Annotated in this window: 11 protein-coding genes; 6 read left to right on the top strand and 5 right to left on the bottom strand. The window is 48.6% G+C overall.

What is annotated here, in order from left to right; genetic code table 11:
- Positions 1-6 precede the first annotated feature (6 nt).
- The gene (locus METBU_RS0119275; protein WP_138767214.1) at positions 7-1086 is read left to right on the top strand and encodes a hypothetical protein; all 1080 of its coding nucleotides are present in this window, start codon (positions 7-9) and stop codon (positions 1084-1086) included.
- Positions 1077-2093, top strand: a complete 1017-nt coding sequence (locus tag METBU_RS0119270; protein ID WP_017842166.1) for a vWA domain-containing protein — start codon at positions 1077-1079, stop codon at positions 2091-2093. The genes METBU_RS0119275 and METBU_RS0119270 overlap by 10 nt, the downstream gene beginning before the upstream one ends.
- 330 nt (positions 2094-2423) lie before the next feature.
- On the opposite strand, the gene METBU_RS0119265 is transcribed toward METBU_RS0119270, so the two are convergent.
- The 4 genes from METBU_RS0119265 to METBU_RS0119250 form a co-directional block, all read right to left on the bottom strand.
- The gene (locus METBU_RS0119265) at positions 2424-3659 is read right to left on the bottom strand and encodes a glycosyltransferase (protein ID WP_026130332.1); all 1236 of its coding nucleotides are present in this window, start codon (positions 3657-3659) and stop codon (positions 2424-2426) included.
- A gap of 46 nt (positions 3660-3705) precedes the next feature.
- Positions 3706-6018, bottom strand: coding sequence for a glycosyltransferase family 2 protein (locus tag METBU_RS24765; protein ID WP_017842164.1), 2313 nt, complete (start codon positions 6016-6018; stop codon positions 3706-3708).
- A complete protein-coding gene (locus METBU_RS0119255) occupies positions 6015-8654 on the bottom strand; it encodes a glycosyltransferase family 2 protein (RefSeq protein WP_083877794.1) in 2640 nt (879 codons plus the stop codon). Before METBU_RS0119255 ends, METBU_RS24765 begins: the two co-directional genes overlap by 4 nt.
- A gap of 355 nt (positions 8655-9009) precedes the next feature.
- Positions 9010-9825 (bottom strand): calcium-binding protein, encoded by an 816-nt coding sequence (locus tag METBU_RS0119250; protein ID WP_017842163.1) that lies wholly within the window; start codon positions 9823-9825, stop codon positions 9010-9012.
- 829 nt (positions 9826-10654) lie between these two features.
- On the opposite strand from METBU_RS0119250, the gene METBU_RS0119245 reads away from it, so the two are divergent.
- From METBU_RS0119245 to METBU_RS0119230, 4 genes are all read left to right on the top strand, one after another.
- The gene (locus METBU_RS0119245; RefSeq protein ID WP_017842162.1) at positions 10655-13030 is read left to right on the top strand and encodes a coiled-coil domain-containing protein; all 2376 of its coding nucleotides are present in this window, start codon (positions 10655-10657) and stop codon (positions 13028-13030) included.
- Positions 13031-13042: 12 nt separating this feature from the next.
- The gene (locus tag METBU_RS0119240) at positions 13043-14902 is read left to right on the top strand and encodes a coiled-coil domain-containing protein (protein WP_017842161.1); all 1860 of its coding nucleotides are present in this window, start codon (positions 13043-13045) and stop codon (positions 14900-14902) included.
- A 160-nt stretch (positions 14903-15062) separates the two neighbouring features.
- The gene (locus METBU_RS24760; protein WP_017842160.1) at positions 15063-15392 is read left to right on the top strand and encodes a hypothetical protein; all 330 of its coding nucleotides are present in this window, start codon (positions 15063-15065) and stop codon (positions 15390-15392) included.
- Between the two features lie 356 nt (positions 15393-15748).
- A complete protein-coding gene (locus METBU_RS0119230) occupies positions 15749-16120 on the top strand; it encodes a hypothetical protein (protein WP_017842159.1) in 372 nt (123 codons plus the stop codon).
- A gap of 161 nt (positions 16121-16281) precedes the next feature.
- On the opposite strand, the gene METBU_RS0119225 is transcribed toward METBU_RS0119230, so the two are convergent.
- The gene (locus METBU_RS0119225) at positions 16282-17202 is read right to left on the bottom strand and encodes an Rpn family recombination-promoting nuclease/putative transposase (protein WP_017842158.1); all 921 of its coding nucleotides are present in this window, start codon (positions 17200-17202) and stop codon (positions 16282-16284) included.
- Positions 17203-17300 lie beyond the last annotated feature (98 nt).

The following is a 17300-nucleotide window of genomic DNA, read 5'->3' as shown; positions in this document are numbered from 1 at the left end:
AGGAATATGCACAAAATAACTTCTACAATTAGCAGGCTTTGCGGAGGTTCGGTGACTCGCTTGACAGGACGCCGTGAATACGTCCGTGTAGGCTTGACGGCGGCTATCCCTGCCGCCGACACCTGCCAATCGAGCCACCGAACCCCCTTCCAACAGTTGTCTAAATTGTTTCATGCTCGTTCCTTAGCTCATTTTTACTTATGGCTATTGCTGTATTTATCGGGCGCCATGACCGCAAACGCGGCCAACATTGAAATCGAACTCGATTCGCCGCGCAATTACGGCTACAGCCTTGGCGACAAAATCACCCTGACGGCCCATATCGGGGTACCGTTATTCTATACACTGGAATCCGGCTTTCTGCCGGCCCCTGGCTCGGTCAACGAATGGCTTAGGCTTGATAGTATCGAATCAATACCAAACAAATCAGGAAAAGACTACTCGCTTGCGATAACCTATCAGGTTTTCAAGAGCGTACGCGCCACCGAGGAATTGACGATCCCGCCATTGCCGATTCGCTTCATGCACCGAGGCAATCCTGAAACTGCAACGCTTCCGCCTTGGACTTTCAGTTATCACCCGCTGATTCCAATAAACAAAGCCGACCGCGACATCGAGCCTGAACCGGAAGTGCCGCCGCGCCTGATCGATGCGACTTCGCACCACCGCGCCTTGACTTATTTGCTCGGGGTATCTTCGATTATATTGCTCTATATCGTGTGGTTTTACGGCAAAATCCCGTTTCTCGAACGTTACAGCGGCTCATTCGGCAAAGCCTGCCGGGAACTCAAAAAACTCAAAAAGTTGCCGCAATCGAAGGCCGTGACCTTACAGGCCCTGCAATGCTTTCATCATGCCTTGAACGAACTGGCCGGCGAAACACTCTTTGCCGGACAATTGCCGGACTTTTTTCAAAGTCATCCGAAGTTTTTAACGCTTCGAGAAAAGACCGAAGCTTTATTCGCCATTTCGCAGCAACTCTTCTTTGCCGAAGCCGCTAGCGAATTACCGGCAATAAGTCCGGCTCAAATCGAGAAACTGTGCTTGCTATACCGGAAGCTCGAAAGGAGCGGTCGATGGATTTAGCGCTAAGTCATCCCTGGGTACTGCTGTTTTCACCACTGGCCTTACTGCCGTTTTTCGGCAAGCATCTAACCGCGCTGCGTTACTCAAGCCTGTCGGTATTGCCGTTCGACCCTTTGTCATTTTTGTTGTTTACGCTATTGAAGTTGATCGGCGCCGGCGTCATTCTGTTGCTGCTGATCGCGCTGGCAGGCCCCTATCTCAAGGAGCAAACCGTACAACGACTCGGCCAGGGCGCCGAAATCGTCATCCTGCTCGACCGAAGCGCAAGCATGAACGAAAATTTCGCCGGCCGTTATTTCGGCGGCGCGGCAAAAGAAAGCAAGATCGCGATTGCCCGAGATTTACTCAGCGATTTCATCAAACGCAGAAAAGACGATTTTTTCGGCATGATTTCGTTCAGCACAGCGCCCATTCATGTCTTGCCGCTGACCCAAGACAAAACCGCGATTCTGGCCGCGATCGACGCAACCCGATCGCGCGGCCGAGGCGTCACCAACATCGCACCGGGTCTCGCGATGGCGTTGAACTATTTTCAGGAACGTCCGTTGACCGGATCGCGCGTCATTCTACTGGTATCTGACGGCGCCGCACGCATCGATCTCGAAACGCAAAGCACGCTGACCCAGTTGTTCCATCAATACAAGGTCATGCTGTATTGGGTTTATCTGCGCGACGACAGAAGCCTCGCTCTCGATAGCAAGCCAACCAATGCAAACGAAACCACCTCGCCGGAATATTTTCTGCATCAGTTTTTCCAAAGCATCGGCATTCCGTACAAGGCCTTCGAAGCCCAAAACCCGGAAGCACTTCAAAACGTCATCGACGAAATCGGTCGCCTCGAAAACAAGCCGATTCAATACACCGAAAAAATAGCGCGGCAGAGCCTTGCAGAGTATTGTTATCTACTGGCAATCAGCGGTATTTTGATCTTGCTGTTTGCCCGCTATTTCGAGCTAAAGTCCGAACAGGATTTATCGGAATCAAAGAAATGGAGCGGACGAGAATGATGAATTCGTAGTCCCGAGAGTATTAATCCCTTTATAACTTTCGCACTCGAATATATTTTACGCCCGCTTTATAACTATAAGTGTCACACTTCAAATTTCGGCAGGACTTAAGGAGGCGCCGAGGTGCCAGGTCGATTTTGCAGGAGCAAAAATCTGCCCTGCTGCCGACATCCTCGCCAAGCATACCCCACACCCTTTTTGATCTCCAAATTGGGAATTGCTGGGAACGATAGGTGGATGTGAATAGTTACCCCGCTTTTGGTATGCCGGTCCTTTCTGTATACCCATAGCAAACACCTCCGGATGCCGATTCATTCTGAACGATCATACTTATTTTTCAACACTACCGGCCAGGGCTTCGATTTTTTCGATCAGCTTTTCCAAGCATGTCTCAAAGTTATATTCATCTTCAATAGTTTTTCTGGAGGCTTTTTTGATCGCATTCGCTTTGCGGGTGGTCAGTGTCAATGCCTGCTCGACACGGTCGACCATGGCCTGGATATCGAAGAAATCGAACAGCAATCCGTTTTTGTTGTCCTTGATGATTTCCCGCACCGGAGCAGTATCGGAAGCAACGATAATCGGGCCGCTCGCCATGGCCTCTAGCATAGACCAAGATAATAAAAACGGATAAGTCAAATAGACATGAACCGAAGATAGTTGCAGCACATTTCGATAGACGTTCTTCGGCAAGCGCCCCAAAATATGCACGCGTTGCGGATCGAGCGAACCTTTTAATTCTTCCAGCATCATTTCCACATAGCTGTCATGATTGCTAGGTTCGGGGCCATACCCGCCTTGATTGTTGCCCATGATCATGACATGCGCGTTAGGCCGGCGTTTCAGCAATTCCGGCAAGGCCCTCATAAAACAGTGAAAACCCCGCACCGGCTCCAGGTACCGGGCCGCATAGGTAATGATCTCATCTTGACTGCTTAGCATAAGATTTTTTTCGGGAATACTCAGCGTTTGTTTCGGGTTCGGGCAAAAATATTCGGTATCGATACCTTCATGCATGACTTTTATCTTATCTCGCGCCCATTCAGGATAGGTATTAAGCTGCCAATTTGTTGGTGTTATTCCTTCATCCATATCGTTCAAAGCATGCAGATTAATGGTGTTTTTCAATCGTAATTTAGCTACCTCGTTACCATCGATTTGCGAAAACTCAGGATCGAAATCGAAGTCCTGTCCGGTCGCCGAATAAAAATATTCAAAATAGCCCAGATATTTGGCATCTGGCCAAATATCCTTCAACAGCAAAGTTTCGCCCCAACCGGGATGAGCCACCACCACATCAGGATTAAATTCTTTTGCCTTTAAGAAGTTAGCCGTTTTGGCGACGGCTTCGGCGCGTAAGATTTTCGGCTCGAAATCTTGCATCAATGGATGAATATCGGGTGATGTTCCTCGCTTCAATTGATAAGCGACCACGCCGATACCGTCCATCTCGATACTGGGCGATTGCTTGATGGCGACCACTTTATTATTGGGATTTTGCGCCAAACGCGTCGCGACATGACTGAACTGAGCCGGAAAATTTTGATGAAGAAATAAAATATTCATAAATGCCATTTAAAAGGTGATGATTGATAGCCCCAAATGCGTGAGTTCAAACTTTATGCCGAGGCGGAAAGGCAAGACCCTTATGGGAATAGTGATCGAGATTCAGATTAGGGTTATAAAAAGGATCTTCGAATAAAAGATGCCCCCAACGCTCTTTCAAATTTCGTTTCTCCTTTTCAAAGCGCGCCTGCTTTTCCGGAATGGCGTCTCTACCGCGGCTAGCCGATTCCTTGTGCCACAATGTCGCCTCCGGCGTCCATACGATATGCTTACCGGATTTACGTAAACGCAAACAAAAATCCACATCGTTAAAGGCCACCGGAAAAGCTTGTTCGTTCAAGCCCCCCAAAAGTTGATAATCGCGTTTGAAGCAGATCAGGCAAGCGGCCGTCACCGCACTCGCTCGCCTGACCAATTGATTATAGCCAAAATAACCGCTATCGTGCTGCTCCCAGTGATTGCCCACATGCCCAATCAAACCGTGCAGCCCCAATAAAACGCCTCCATGCTGCACCATGCCGTTCGGCCACAATAACTTTGCCCCAACTGCACCGATATTCGGCCTGAGCAATTGCCTGACCATCGAACTCAGCCAATCCGGCTCGATCGCTTCGACATCATTGTTGATCAAACCGATAACGTCTCCTTGCGCTTGCTCGACCGCCCAATTGTTGATCGCCGAATAATTGAAGCGATGTGGATAAGGCAAAATGCGAATACCCTGACGGGTAAGTTTTTTAAAATATCGATGGATGGCGGGTTGCTGCGAATCATTATCGACCACGATGATTTCAAGATCGGGATAATCGGTTTTCAGCAGACTATCGATACAGCGTTCGAGCAGGTCTTGTTGATCCCGAGTCGGGATAATCAAGCTCACTTTCGGCCAAGCGTTGGGTGCCGACCATTGAATCGTTCGCACAGAAGGGTAATCCGATGCCGCTGTAACGCCTTCTGCATCAGGCGCAATCAGAGGCAAAAATTCCGCAGCGATCGTCTGATCATACTCCGCTAAACAATGCTGCCGATGCCGATGATACAGCACATCGGCAATATGCCGTATCGCTTCGCCGTTATCGCCAACGGCATTGACCGCGAGCCAAGACCAGGCTTTCGGTTCCAGGCTCCAGGGCGATTCGGCGGGTAACAACTGTGCACGTACGACCAATAAATGCTGCAACGGATCGCTTGCCAAAAAAAGATCCAAATCCCAATCGGGTTTAAACCAGGGCAAACAAGTCTCGTCGCCTTGTCGATAATCGCAATCGCTGTACGCAAGCTGCACATCAGGATCGGCGAACACGCCGCCGACCAAGGATAAAGCTTCGGGCGCCAGAGTATCGCCGGCCTCGACATAGCAGACTAAGCCCTGATGCCGGCGCAATCGCTCGGGAAACAGGCACGGCCAATCCCGGTCGGTTAAAATTTCAACTCTGTCGTCACAATATTCAAAACTGCCTTTTACGATGATCTGCAAGGCGCCGTGGCTTTGCCCCAACAAGCTCTCGACCGTCGATCCAATATCCCCCACGCCGAACACCACGACCAAAAATGCGAATGGACTGGAAGCATCGGAATTCGGCTTGCCGAAACGGGCAAACCACTCTCGATAAAGCTCGAAATCAAGCGAGTCGGGCAACAATTGCTCGCAGCGTTTAGCCAATGTCTCAATAAAGTTTTTTTCAGGCTCCGCCAAATTCAAACGCTTCATTTCGCTGCTAAAACCGGAAGGGAAAGCCGCCACGACCAACGGACCGCCCTGTAAGGGGCGGTTATGCTCATCGACTACGCGTATCCGGTGCACACGGCCGTCTGCAAGTTCGCCAGGCAAATTGAAATTGAAGCCGTGCTTACCCTCTCCCAATTCCGCTTCCGCCGGGTCGATAATCAATTGATTCGCGATAATTTCGCACAACAAACGATCGTCTTCATAAAAACGTAACCCTACCGCATGCTTCGGAAACACAGGATCCCAGGCCCAACCCTGCACCCTCAGCCCGCCGGAATTGACCACATAACCCAGAAGCGGCGGTCGAAGTGTCGTCATTTCGCGGGCTTGATCGACAAGCCCACTTAGCCAATAATCGGTATTCGCGACTCGCGCGCGAATATTTTGTATGTGTACGCGCTTGGCCAGGGAGATACGCAACCAAAACCCATAGCATGCATCGCCGATTCCTTGTTCGGCCAAATCAGGAACCCAGGTTTCCGCGCGCACAATGCCGAGCGGATAATCGTCGGCATAAATTTCCACGACGATGCGTTCAGTCAAATCCCGGGAGTCATAAACCCAGCCATGCAGCAGCCCTTCGTAAAAACCAAACAGTTTGCCTTTAAAACGGTTATTGTCTTTTTTCATGTCAACTTCGTAAGGCCATAAGCATTGCTAAGGGGCGACAGCCACTCTTCAGGGCTTACGTCAGGCGCCAAGCCGATATCGCCCCAATCGGGATCAAGCAAATCGGTATAAACACCCCATTCTGGTGCAGCCAGGGGTAATCCCGACATTCGCGCCAAGCGCCAGGCATGCCCGTCGATTTCCGGCCACACCGCCGCATGCAAAGCCAAGCTGCAGCGCTGCAAGGCGACCATATCGGGTATGTCATGCCAGGTAACCGGCCCCGTCAGCCACGCTTTTCCGCTGGCAAACAAGGCATGATCATCCCACGTCGAACCGAACACGATCAGCTCCATATTCATCCGCTTGGCCGCCAACAGCCTCGCCAGTTCGAGTATTTTGAAAAAGCCCTGGTCCGGCAAAGCCGCGAAAAAAACCGCGATACGCAAACACTCGCCTGAAAACCTCAAGCCGGTTCCGCCCGGAAACGGGGTGCCGGCAGGCTGATCGATCTGAAATCGAATGTTCGGAAAATAATGTAAATAACGTCGCATAGCGTCCGACGAAGCCAATTTAACCACCGTAGCACCGGCCATCAAGCGTTCGGAACAAGTACGTAATGCATTAACGGAGCGATAAAAAGGCGAAGCCTTTAGGCAGGCATCGCTGCATTCGGCGCAGTCCGAACGAAAACAACTATCACCTAATAACTTGGTCTGCAAACAAAAAGCGCCATAATCATGCACTATGAGCTCGTAGGGAATTTCAAGCCCCGCGACGCCTTGAAGCAAGGCTTCCGGCCACCCGGCAATGGCATGAATTTCGATGTCATAAAAAGCAGCCGCTTGCAAATCCTGTAACAAGATTGCCTCATCCTCAGGCCAACGGTATTCCAATTGTATCGACTCATCGGAGTTGGAACTGGTCAAACTGATCAGATGACTCAGCACTTCGCTTGGACTGATAGCCAAAAAATAAACGGCATGTTCGAAATGTTTATATGCGGCACGAATCGCGTCCACGGTCGCCGGATCCTCAAGTACGGGCGGCAAGAGAACTAAGCGGCTTCGTTTTCGGGTATAAAGCGGCAAAACCGCCCGCTGCAGACGGTCATAGATCGAAGCTAATGGAGCCGTCTCCAGAAATGCCGAATAGTCCTGCTCATGCTCAGGGTAGCGGGCATGAATTCGCGGAATGTTTTTCTTGACCAACGCGTTTTTATCGCCCCCGAACGATACGCTCCCCTGATGTCCGACAAAAACATTCGGTGTACAAATATTTTTCCAGCCGTGCGCCGCCGCTCGCAAACAAAAATCGGTATCCTCGCCATAACCTCGCTCGATCAAGGCCTCATCCAATGGCCCTACCTGCTCAAGACATTGCTGCTTGATATACAAACAAAAACCAACGCCAACTGGAATTTCAAGCTCAATATCGTCGCCTAAACCGGCACATGTCTCGTCGAGCCTAGCCAATACCTCGTAGCTTGGCATCGGTGCGCTATACATGGGCCGCGGAAAACTCAACAATTCGGCATTATTGCTCAACGGCGTTACCGTGCCGACGACTTCCGAGCGGTGAGCAGCCGAATGCAAGCGGTCCAACCAATTCCCAAGTACGCGCGTGTCGGCGTTCAATAAAACGACGTCCCGCTTGGTACTCAGCTTCAATCCTCTATTCACCGCGCCGACAAAACCCGTATTCACGGCTTGACGAATCAGCGTAATCCGGCCGTGGGCATGCAAATCTTGCAGAAACGCCGCCAGCTCAGCATCCGGACTGGCATCGTCAATGACGATCAGGCGATACCGAGTTTGATTGACGGCAGTCAAGACCGAATCGAGACATGTCTTGGTTTCCTCCAGGCCTTTGTAAACCGGTACGATAATATCCACCGCACAGGACGACTCCGATGCAAGCTCGCTTGGCGACGTTTCGAAAAGGGCGCTATCCAAGACAGCTACAGGCTTGAACCGGATAGGCGAGCCGACCAAATCGAGCCCGTTAAGATGAATACGCATGGACTGAAATTGCCCTGGCGACATTTTCAACGAAAAACCGTCCTGTCCCGAACCTAAGCCATGCTGCCTTAGGAGTGGAGTCCCTGAAAAGGGTTTCAGAGTATAGTCCGTACCGTCTATCGTAACGGTCAAGGCCGGCAATGAAGGGGCATCCAACAACCAGCCGGTAACGGCTCGACCATTGTAGTGGCAAAGCCCGATGGGTTGAATTTGTAACTGTTTAAGAATGCGCAATGCCATTATAACGGCTTGTCCATCCTGATTCCGGCCAAGTACATCCCACGACAAACGCGCGGCCTGCTCTGCATAGTCGGGTAATAACATAGCATGTAAACGCAGTAAATAATGGAGACTTTCCTGCCTGCCGGGGTCTTTTTGCAAGGCCTTGCCCGCCGCTTCCAGTGCCAATGAGCCATGGCCACAATCCACCAGGGCCTTGGAGCGCAGCAAAGAGAACTCGACCATCACCTGAGGATTCAATCTTTCGATTCTATCCAATAAGCGCCACGCTTCGAAAGGCCGTTCCTGGCCCATAAGCGACAAGGCTTTTTTCATTAACAAGGCATAGTCTTTTTCCGCTCCGTTCAACGAATAATGGAATGATCGGCCAACCGTTAATCTCTTATGCCTTTTCATACCGAAAATAATTCATGCGCTTGCTAACGACGATAATTCGTCAAAGAAAAAATGGGATACTGTACGACTCCCTTTATACTCAAAAAATAGGCGTGGCTAGCGAGGATGTCGGCAGCAGAGCCGATTTTTCTTCATGAAAAATCGGCATTCGCCCCGCACCTAAATTCCAAAATCCACAGACTATGTTTAACTATCTAAGATAATTTAGGTGGCGGGGGTCACGGCAGTCCTCGATAGACACATCACACACCTTTTATTCGTAGACGGTTTTTCGATCAAAAGAGATTAGTTGCCGCAAAAAAAAGGCGCCAATAATCGGCGCCCTTTAGTTGCTTGCGACTAAGACACCTAAGCTTTAACCCAAAGGTCCGGCGTCGAAATCTATATCCAACAAACCAATCAAGGTTAATGTTTCGTCTCTAGAAATTAAACCATCCCCATTAACGTCATAAATAAACCTTTCAACATTAGTAACATCCAGCGTGGTGCCATGCTCCAATTCGATTTGAACACTGGTTGGTCTTCCTCTAGCGTTTGTTCCGGTGACCGAAATGCTTGTGATGACCACATCACTCAGGTCTAGCGTATCTCTACCTCTGCCCCCATCAATTACAATAGTGTTATCGGTATCTTCGCCTTTTTCAACGATAATCAAATCTCTGCCATTGCCGGCATTAATAGTATCGTTACCGGATCCGACGACGATCGTATCGCGGCCATTTCCAGTATCGACGAAATCATCCCCTTCGCCGGTAACAACCAAATCGTTTCCGCGACCGGTGTTGATAGTATCATTTCCAGCGCCCGAGTAAACGATTACGGCATTATTAGCTTCCAAACTATTATTGCCATCGCCCAATACAACAGTACCTCTAAACTGATTAGGCAATGTAAGATCGACATCATCGTCGGTTGAGAAAAATATTGCATTCAACTGTCTAGCGGTTGGTCTATCAATGCCACTTAAATCCAGTTCTCCGCCGCCTTCGACAAAGAGCAAGTTTGTCCCTCTGGTAATTTCAAATGCAGCCGGTATCTCATCAAAAAACTGACTTGATATGTCCCTGACCTTTGTCAACTCTTGAAACAAATCGTCTCTAAAACTCTCTTCAAATTTACCGTCTTCGACAAGCTGATTTATCGCTTGTCCCGGCATGTCATAATTCGACATTTTATTACCCCTCTGTATGCACTAAAAAATAATGGTTAAAGATTAACAAAAAAAGACTCTTTTTGAAATGATTTCCACACCTCCCTTGGAAGAATTATAAAATAAACGGAAATCTTATAAATCTTAGACAAGCAGAAACCACGCCAAGTTAGGAACGAGCATGAAATAACTTAGACAACTGTTGGAGGGGGTTTGGTGGCTCGATTGACAGGTGTCGGCGGCAGGGATAGCCGCCGTCAAGCCTACATGGACGTATTCACGGCGTCCTGTCAAGCGAGTCACCAAACCGCCACAAAGCCTACTACTTGTATAAGTTACTTTGTGCATATTCCTTAGTTAATTATTGTAGTCTTTGTTGCCCGCCCAGTTTGAATTTACACTGAAATGATCGTAGTAAAGAGACCTTTCTCAAGCTGAAACGCTCAGGCATTCGGCCCTTTCTGAATAGTAGTATAAACGCATGTTAATTTAATGTTGACAAAAATACCTTAAATTTATGCTATGTTAACACTAGACCTTGAAAAATGTTGAGAACCTCATCCCAGCAGGGATTGCCGGAACCCAGGCAGCAAGAACGCGAAAGCCCATGGCATCTGGAACACGGCAGTCCCTGCCTGCGCGACGCAAACTCAGCCTTAATCCTTGGTAACAAGTTCTTACGATTTAATAGTAATTCGTAGGCAAACCGCTTACAAAAAAAACATTTGCCCAACTATTTTCCTCGACGCTTTAGATTGCACATAAACGCTAAGAGTGCAAAATCCAAATACCGTAAATTTTACCCTAACTATATAACATCCTATATAACATCAAACCTACGCTTTAACACATGAAAACACTCTGTATTACCGGCGCTATTCCGTCACAAATCGATTTAATCGCTTCTATTTTTGAACAAGCGGGAATGTCGCCCGCTCAAGACACTAATAAGGACCCCATATTCAACATCCATGATTGGCACGATCACGTCCTTACCAACATACCGGTAAATACTGGAACCCAGCAGCATAGTCAAGAGCCCGGCCGTTTGTGGGAACAACTCGCCAGTGAAATTTTCATCGCCAATTTAAACAGCCCATTATGGGGTTGGGCCGATACGAATAGCACATGGCTATTAGATTATTGGACTCACTTTGACCCCAATATTCGTTTTGTTCTGGCCTGCACATCTCCCGAGCAAATGCTTGCTGAAGCAGTACGAAATTCACCCTCGGACATCTCGGCAGATGCCGTTCTACAAAGCTGGAAAACCATACATCAAACATTGTTACGCTTTCACCTCCGCCACCCGGATCGAAGTATTTTGATCATGGCAGACGAAGGACTCAGCATGCCCAGCCATTTAATCGATGCCGGCAATGAACGCTGGCATCTTCAATGTGCGCCGCTGGAAAACGACGCATTCAAAAAACCCGATACCAACGAAGTTGCCTTATTCATCGGCCAACAAATCTATAACGACCAACCACAGATCAATAGTCTCAGCCATGAGATCGCCGCCAGCATAATTCATCTGGGGCCTACAACCAAATCGATGACCGTATCGATCGATATAGCTATCGGTGCGCTACAGAGCCTGCAAGAAAAGGCAGCTTTAGCCCTAAAACAAAGCGATCAATTACACACCCTCAATGAGGCCAATCAAGCGCTGACTCAAGATCGCGATAAACTCGAGATCCAGAATGAAGCACTTGAAAGCGAATTGCAAAGCGCAAAAGATCAATTGCAATCCCAAGCTCAGGAGTTTAAAACCCAACTCGACAACCAAACACAAGAAAACGAACTGCTACTCCTGCAACTGCATCAAGTTCAGGAAGAACTGGAAAGCCTCTTCATAAAATCAAAAGAACAAACCACTGCTTTTGATCAACAAGCCAAAGAATTACAAAAACTCAACCAAGCGCATCAATCGCTGCTCAATGAAAAAAGCCAACTTGAAGCCTTGTCAAAATCCTATGCGTCGGAACGCGACAAACTCGCCGCTCAATCCAAAGCCGCTCAAAGCGAATTGCAAAACCTAAAAGACCAATTGCAATCCCAAGCTCAAGAAAACGAACTGCTACTGCTACAACTACACCAGGTTCAGGAAGAACTCGAGCATTACTTTCTGCAACACCAAGAAGCGCAAAACCAGCTACAAACCCATGATAAACGTTGGCAACGCATACTACAGCGACATCCGGACTATTGCGATTACGAGACGCTTGAATGCTCGATAACCAATCAAGATACCGTCGCCTGGCGCTTTACCCGGCTCAATGTGGCAGGAAGGTATTTCGATCGACTCGAATTCGAAACCCTCATCGAAGCAGGCGTCGCCGGATTCAACTTCAAACGCCAACCCGATAATTCTAGCAATCTAACACGCTGGCCCGCCAGCGCGGAACAAAATGACCAAATCACCGTGATTCCAGTCGGCGACAATAGCAACGCGGCCATTCGGACAGCCATCTTAAGGGAGCTTGCCGCAAGCGATTGGAACGTTATACGCCTTCTACCATCAGTGCTTACCGAACACCTAACAAACCACCTCGATATCACTCCAATCGACAAAGCCCTAGCTAAAACTCTCTGCTCTAGCCTAAAACGTCTACAAGATCTCTTTGACCAAATACGCTCGCGATTGCGTTTCGACAACATCACGATCAAACGAGAACAAGTCAACCCGGATTACGAACATCTTTGGTTCGATATCAACAACCTTTCATTTAACGATCGCCAATACCCCGAATTTCAATTTCGTCTTTCCTGTGCCATTGCCCGTCCGGATCATTTTGGCGAACATCCGAAACTAGAATTCCCGGAAAGCACGGGGCCGAACCCGTTGCAAACCTGGTTCGCCGAATCTTACGACGACTTCGGTCCCAAATTAGAACTTCGCTTTGCCCCGCCCCAGGCCTTAGATATTAATGTTTGGAATCAGCTTGGCCCGTCCGACCAATCCTTCATATTGGCGCTGATCAATCTTTTGCCGACGATCTTGCTCACCCTACGCACCAATCAAGCGCAAATTTCCCGTTCTTGGGACGATTGGCTTGCTATGATCAAGGCCATGCTTCCAATAATAAAACAGCAAGCGACACCTGTAGCCGCACTGTCCATTGAAAGCCCTTTAACCGTTCAACAAACCGGGACGACGGAGCCGACGCCTAAGCGACAATCACAAACAAAAGCTCAAGCAAGATCACCCCGAACTAATAAATAACCTATTTGAAACATGAATACATTTCCAGATAACAACCGATCATTCGCCGACACAGCACTGACCGATACTATTTTTAGCCTTATCAGGACCCTGCTAGAGCCGCAAGCAGTCATTCATATAGGAGCCGGAACCGGCCAAGGCAACATGCATTTCTGGCGACAATGGAACCTACCCGACGCATTGATCATCGAAGCCGACGAGACCCGACTCACTTGGGCACAAAAAGCCTGCGAATCGAATCCGGCTTGGCATGTAGTAAATACGGTTATCGGAAGCCGTGAAGGTGAAGCCCTCTTTTTCCAAGCGACAAACCCGGACGAAGACGGGCTGATTGCCCCCGACCGGTTGACGCCGCTTTGGCCGAATCTGCGCCAAACCGGACAGAACACACGCACTATACAAAGACTCGATGAGCTATTGAAAGCGCCAGCCTATCAATCTCTGACACAAGCACAAAACCGCTGGCTCATCATCGACTGCTTTCCAGCCCTGGAAATCATACAAGGTGCAACCGAATCATTGAATCATACCGATGTTATCTGCGTACGCATCGTCAAAGAAGCGCCTAATAACGCCAAGGCTGACATGGATATTCAGGCTATTACCGATTTTTTAGCCCCGCTGAACTACCGTCAATCAGCTGTTATCGAAAGCAACCACCCTGCCGTAGGGCATGCTGTTTTTACACGAAATATTTCCGTACTACGTAGCGAACTTGCCACACTCTCGAACGACTACACACAGTTAAACAAAAAGTCAGATGAACAAACCCGGCTCATACAGGATCGCCTTGCCACAATCCAACGACTCAAAACCGAACGCGACAACCAAGCCAAAACCGCAGCCGAGCGCCAGCAGCTCATCGAGCAACTAACCCTGCAACGGGACGAGCAAGGTCAACATACCCAAGCACTGGAAAACCAAATCGCACAACTCAAAACCGAACGCGACAACCAAGCCAAAACCGCAGCCGAGCGCCAGCAGCACATCGAGCAACTAACCCTGCAACGGGACGAGCAAGGCCAACATACCCAAGCGCTACAAAAGCAAATTGAACAACTCAAAACCGAACGCGACAACCAGGCCAAAACTGCTGCCGAGCGCCAGCAGCACATCGAGCAACTAACCCTGCAACGGGACGAGCAAGGCCAACATACCCAAGCGCTGGAAAACCAAATCGCACAACTCAAAACCGAACGCGACAACCAGGCCAAAACCGCTGCCGAGCGCCAGCAGCACATCGAGCAACTAACCCTGCAACGGGACGAGCAAGGCCAACATACCCAAGCGCTGGAAAACCAAATCGCACAACTCAAAACCGAACGCGACAGCCAGGCCAAAACTGCTGCCGAGCGCCAGCAGCACATCGAGAAGCTAACCCTGCAACGGGACGAGCAAGGTCAACATACCCAAACGCTACAAAACCAAATCGCACAACTCAAAACCGAACGCGACAACCAGGCCAAAACCGCCGCCGAGCGCCAGCAGCACATCGAGCAGCTAACCCTGCAACGGGACGAGCAAGGCCAACATACCCAAGCCCTACAAAAGCAACTGCAAGCGCTAACTCAAGAAAAAACCGAACTGACTAAACAAAACGAGCGGTTACAGCAAGAAAAAGCAGCATCAAGCAAAAGGCTAGACGAACTCAACGAAAAAATAACGACCCTAGAAAAAACGCTTTCCGAAAATCAACAGCGCCTAAAACAAAGCGAACAAGTTCAAAAAGAGAAAGAACAGCGTATGGCCAAACTGGAAACGGAAATACAAGAACACCGGCAACGCCAGCAATTAGTAGACAATGAAATGCTAAAGGCCGAAGCTCAAATCGAATTGATCAAAGACGTCTTATTGCGCGACCCGCAAATTTAGGAAATTTAACTAGGGTCAAACTAGAGTCAGATACCGAGGTATCCCCACAAAACAACCATATAAAACAATTTTTTATAGCTAAAAATTGATAAATAAATTGGTTTTTCGGGTCTAATTTCTGAAATTAGTAATCTTTCAGATTCGCCCCGGAGAGGCTCCTATGTCGACCATAAGTTTACTCCATAATCTGATCAAGCGAGCGCTTCCTGAGCTTCATCGAACCCGGCTTAAAACACTCATGGCGACCGTAGAGGCCGGCTTGGGCTTCCCGATTCTGCGTCTTGAAATCGTGGCCTCGCTCAATCACGGCGGTTTATTGGGCGCGGAAGTTGCACCCTACTGCGGCAAAGGAACGGGTGAGACGGCTTTACTCAGACGCCTGATGGCAACGACAGTACAGCCCCATGATATCTGTCTAATGGACCAGTATTACGATAATTTATGCTGTTACCCAAGCTCCAGCTTGGGTAACCTGTTCAGGAAGCTCTAGCTTCCCGAAAACCAAGAAAGATTGATCGAGCGAGTCGGGGTTGATTGAGAATGTGCGGAGGTTGTGTCGGTCTCAGGAAGCTCTTGCCCTGAGCATGTCGAAGGGGGAGCTTCCGGGGTGTCTTTCCCAAGCTGGAGCTTGGGAAAGAGCGTGATGTGGGTTGGCCGTTTTTAGCTTGACGCGCATGGCTTGCGAACCCCGTCCTGCTAGGGATATGCTGATCTTTGGGCTTTAGCTGAAGAAACTTGCTAATCAGGAACCTACATGACCACATTAGTGGATGCCAAGCACTATCGGAAAAACGCACTACGGAAATTGTATCGGCACCGCTGGCAATACGCTGTAAGACACCGGCCATGGCACGAAAAGAGCTCACCGTATGTCTGCTGGCTTACAATCTGATTCGCTTGCTCATGCTGCAAGCCGGCATACGCCATCATGTTTGGCCATGCCGAATTAGTTTTACAGAAGCCTTGGGAAGCTACAAAGAATTCGCTTCGAGTCTCGCGCAAACGACTGGTGAAACCCTATTGAATTGGATTAACAACGTCTTGGAGATCGTGGCATCCAAAACGATCGGCGAACGTGAAGCGAGAATTGAGCCGAGAGCGGTGAAACGACGACCGACAAACCCGTTTCCTTATTTATCCGCGCCGCGCGCTCAGGTTAAAGAACAGCTATTAGCAAAACGCAAGGGAGATCAAATTATGAGATGCGCTAATGTTTAAGCAGTTTTAATGCCTGATTAACTTAGTGGCATTAGGGGGTGTCCTTTGTTACCTAAATAATTTGTTATTTTATGCCCCCAGTTATTTGACTCCAGTTATTTCTGTTAAAGGTGATTATGAAGCCGGACAATAAAGCTAGTCAAAAGTGATCCCTGGTAGGCTCAACGACGATCCGCGTCATTGCCGGTACAGTCAGGAAGTACAGCACTCTTTTTAATTGTTTGAACATCCTGTAACGTTAAGTCCATCAATTTTGCTACCTCCGCTTCCGGCATCCCATGATTTAGCATTTTCAGGATAGTTTCAGCTCGGGCTCTTTGATAACCGATGTGCTCACCTTCTTCTCTCCCTTCTTCTCGCCCCTCTTCTCGTGCGGTATCAATCACATTTTTTAAATCGCGATAATATTTTAGGCTGGACTCATACGCCTGGCGCTCTTCGGGTTGAAAGCGTGCAATGCTGGCTTTTTCAAACAAGCTCAAAAAGACTTTTTCACGCAAACGCGGCGGGATTTCATCCAGTTCATGCAAATGGCGGAACAAAAAGAACCATTTGTCTTGCAGGGTGTCGAGTTGGTCTTCCGTTTTCCTGAAGTTGGGCAAGGTCAAGTAGATAAAGGTCAGCTTGTCGTAAAACACCTGATGATGCTGGTTTTTCAATTGCACCCGATGGATGACTTCATCGCGCTGGGCATTGTCCTCATCATCAAACACAAAGTCCAGGATGCCGATGGTGTAGACNGCCGATAGTCTAAAATCCCAGTCGCCACGNTGGGCTTGCTGTTGAATCGGGAAGGTGGCATAAAAGACGCTGCGGTCTTTGAAGAAGTTCTGTTTGGCTTTTTGCAGCTCGACAATAAAATATTCACCGGTCGCGCTGACGCAATTCAGNTCAAAGATGGCTTTGCGGTCCAGCGCCGTCGCGCCTTGATATTCGTTATTACAGAATTGTAATTCGTGAATTTGGTGGTGTTCCGGCAGTAAGGTATTCAGAAAGCTGATCAAATGCTCTTTACTTGCCTCTTCGCCAAAGGCTTTTTTAAAGCCAAAATCGGTGAATAGATTGATGTACTTTTCTTTCATGAGTTAGGACAAAGACAATACAACATGAGGCCAAGTTTAGCATGATTCAGCTTGTGTCTTTTTATTCGCTCAAAAATTTTATAGGATTCCAGTTTTAT

Origin of the sequence: Methylotuvimicrobium buryatense 5G (assembly GCF_000341735.1) — a bacterium.
GTDB classification, from domain to species: domain Bacteria; phylum Pseudomonadota; class Gammaproteobacteria; order Methylococcales; family Methylomonadaceae; genus Methylotuvimicrobium; species Methylotuvimicrobium buryatense.
The sequence above is the reverse complement of the archived record's forward strand: the minus strand, read 5'-3'. Positions and strand labels throughout refer to the sequence as shown.

Excerpts from the sequence above, each read along its gene's own strand:
- METBU_RS0119270 (WP_017842166.1), top strand. The coding sequence starts at position 1,077 with ATGGATTTAGCGCTAAGTCATCCCTGGGTACTGCTGTTTTCACCACTG.
- METBU_RS0119275 (WP_138767214.1), top strand. The coding sequence starts at position 7 with ATGCACAAAATAACTTCTACAATTAGCAGGCTTTGCGGAGGTTCGGTG.
- METBU_RS0119265 (WP_026130332.1), bottom strand. The coding sequence starts at position 3,659 with ATGAATATTTTATTTCTTCATCAAAATTTTCCGGCTCAGTTCAGTCAT.
- METBU_RS0119250 (WP_017842163.1), bottom strand. The coding sequence starts at position 9,825 with ATGTCGAATTATGACATGCCGGGACAAGCGATAAATCAGCTTGTCGAA.
- METBU_RS0119245 (WP_017842162.1), top strand. The coding sequence starts at position 10,655 with ATGAAAACACTCTGTATTACCGGCGCTATTCCGTCACAAATCGATTTA.
- METBU_RS0119240 (WP_017842161.1), top strand. The coding sequence starts at position 13,043 with ATGAATACATTTCCAGATAACAACCGATCATTCGCCGACACAGCACTG.
- METBU_RS0119230 (WP_017842159.1), top strand. The coding sequence starts at position 15,749 with ATGGCACGAAAAGAGCTCACCGTATGTCTGCTGGCTTACAATCTGATT.
- METBU_RS24765 (WP_017842164.1), bottom strand. The coding sequence starts at position 6,018 with ATGAAAAAAGACAATAACCGTTTTAAAGGCAAACTGTTTGGTTTTTAC.
- METBU_RS0119255 (WP_083877794.1), bottom strand. The coding sequence starts at position 8,654 with ATGAAAAGGCATAAGAGATTAACGGTTGGCCGATCATTCCATTATTCG.
- METBU_RS24760 (WP_017842160.1), top strand. The coding sequence starts at position 15,063 with ATGTCGACCATAAGTTTACTCCATAATCTGATCAAGCGAGCGCTTCCT.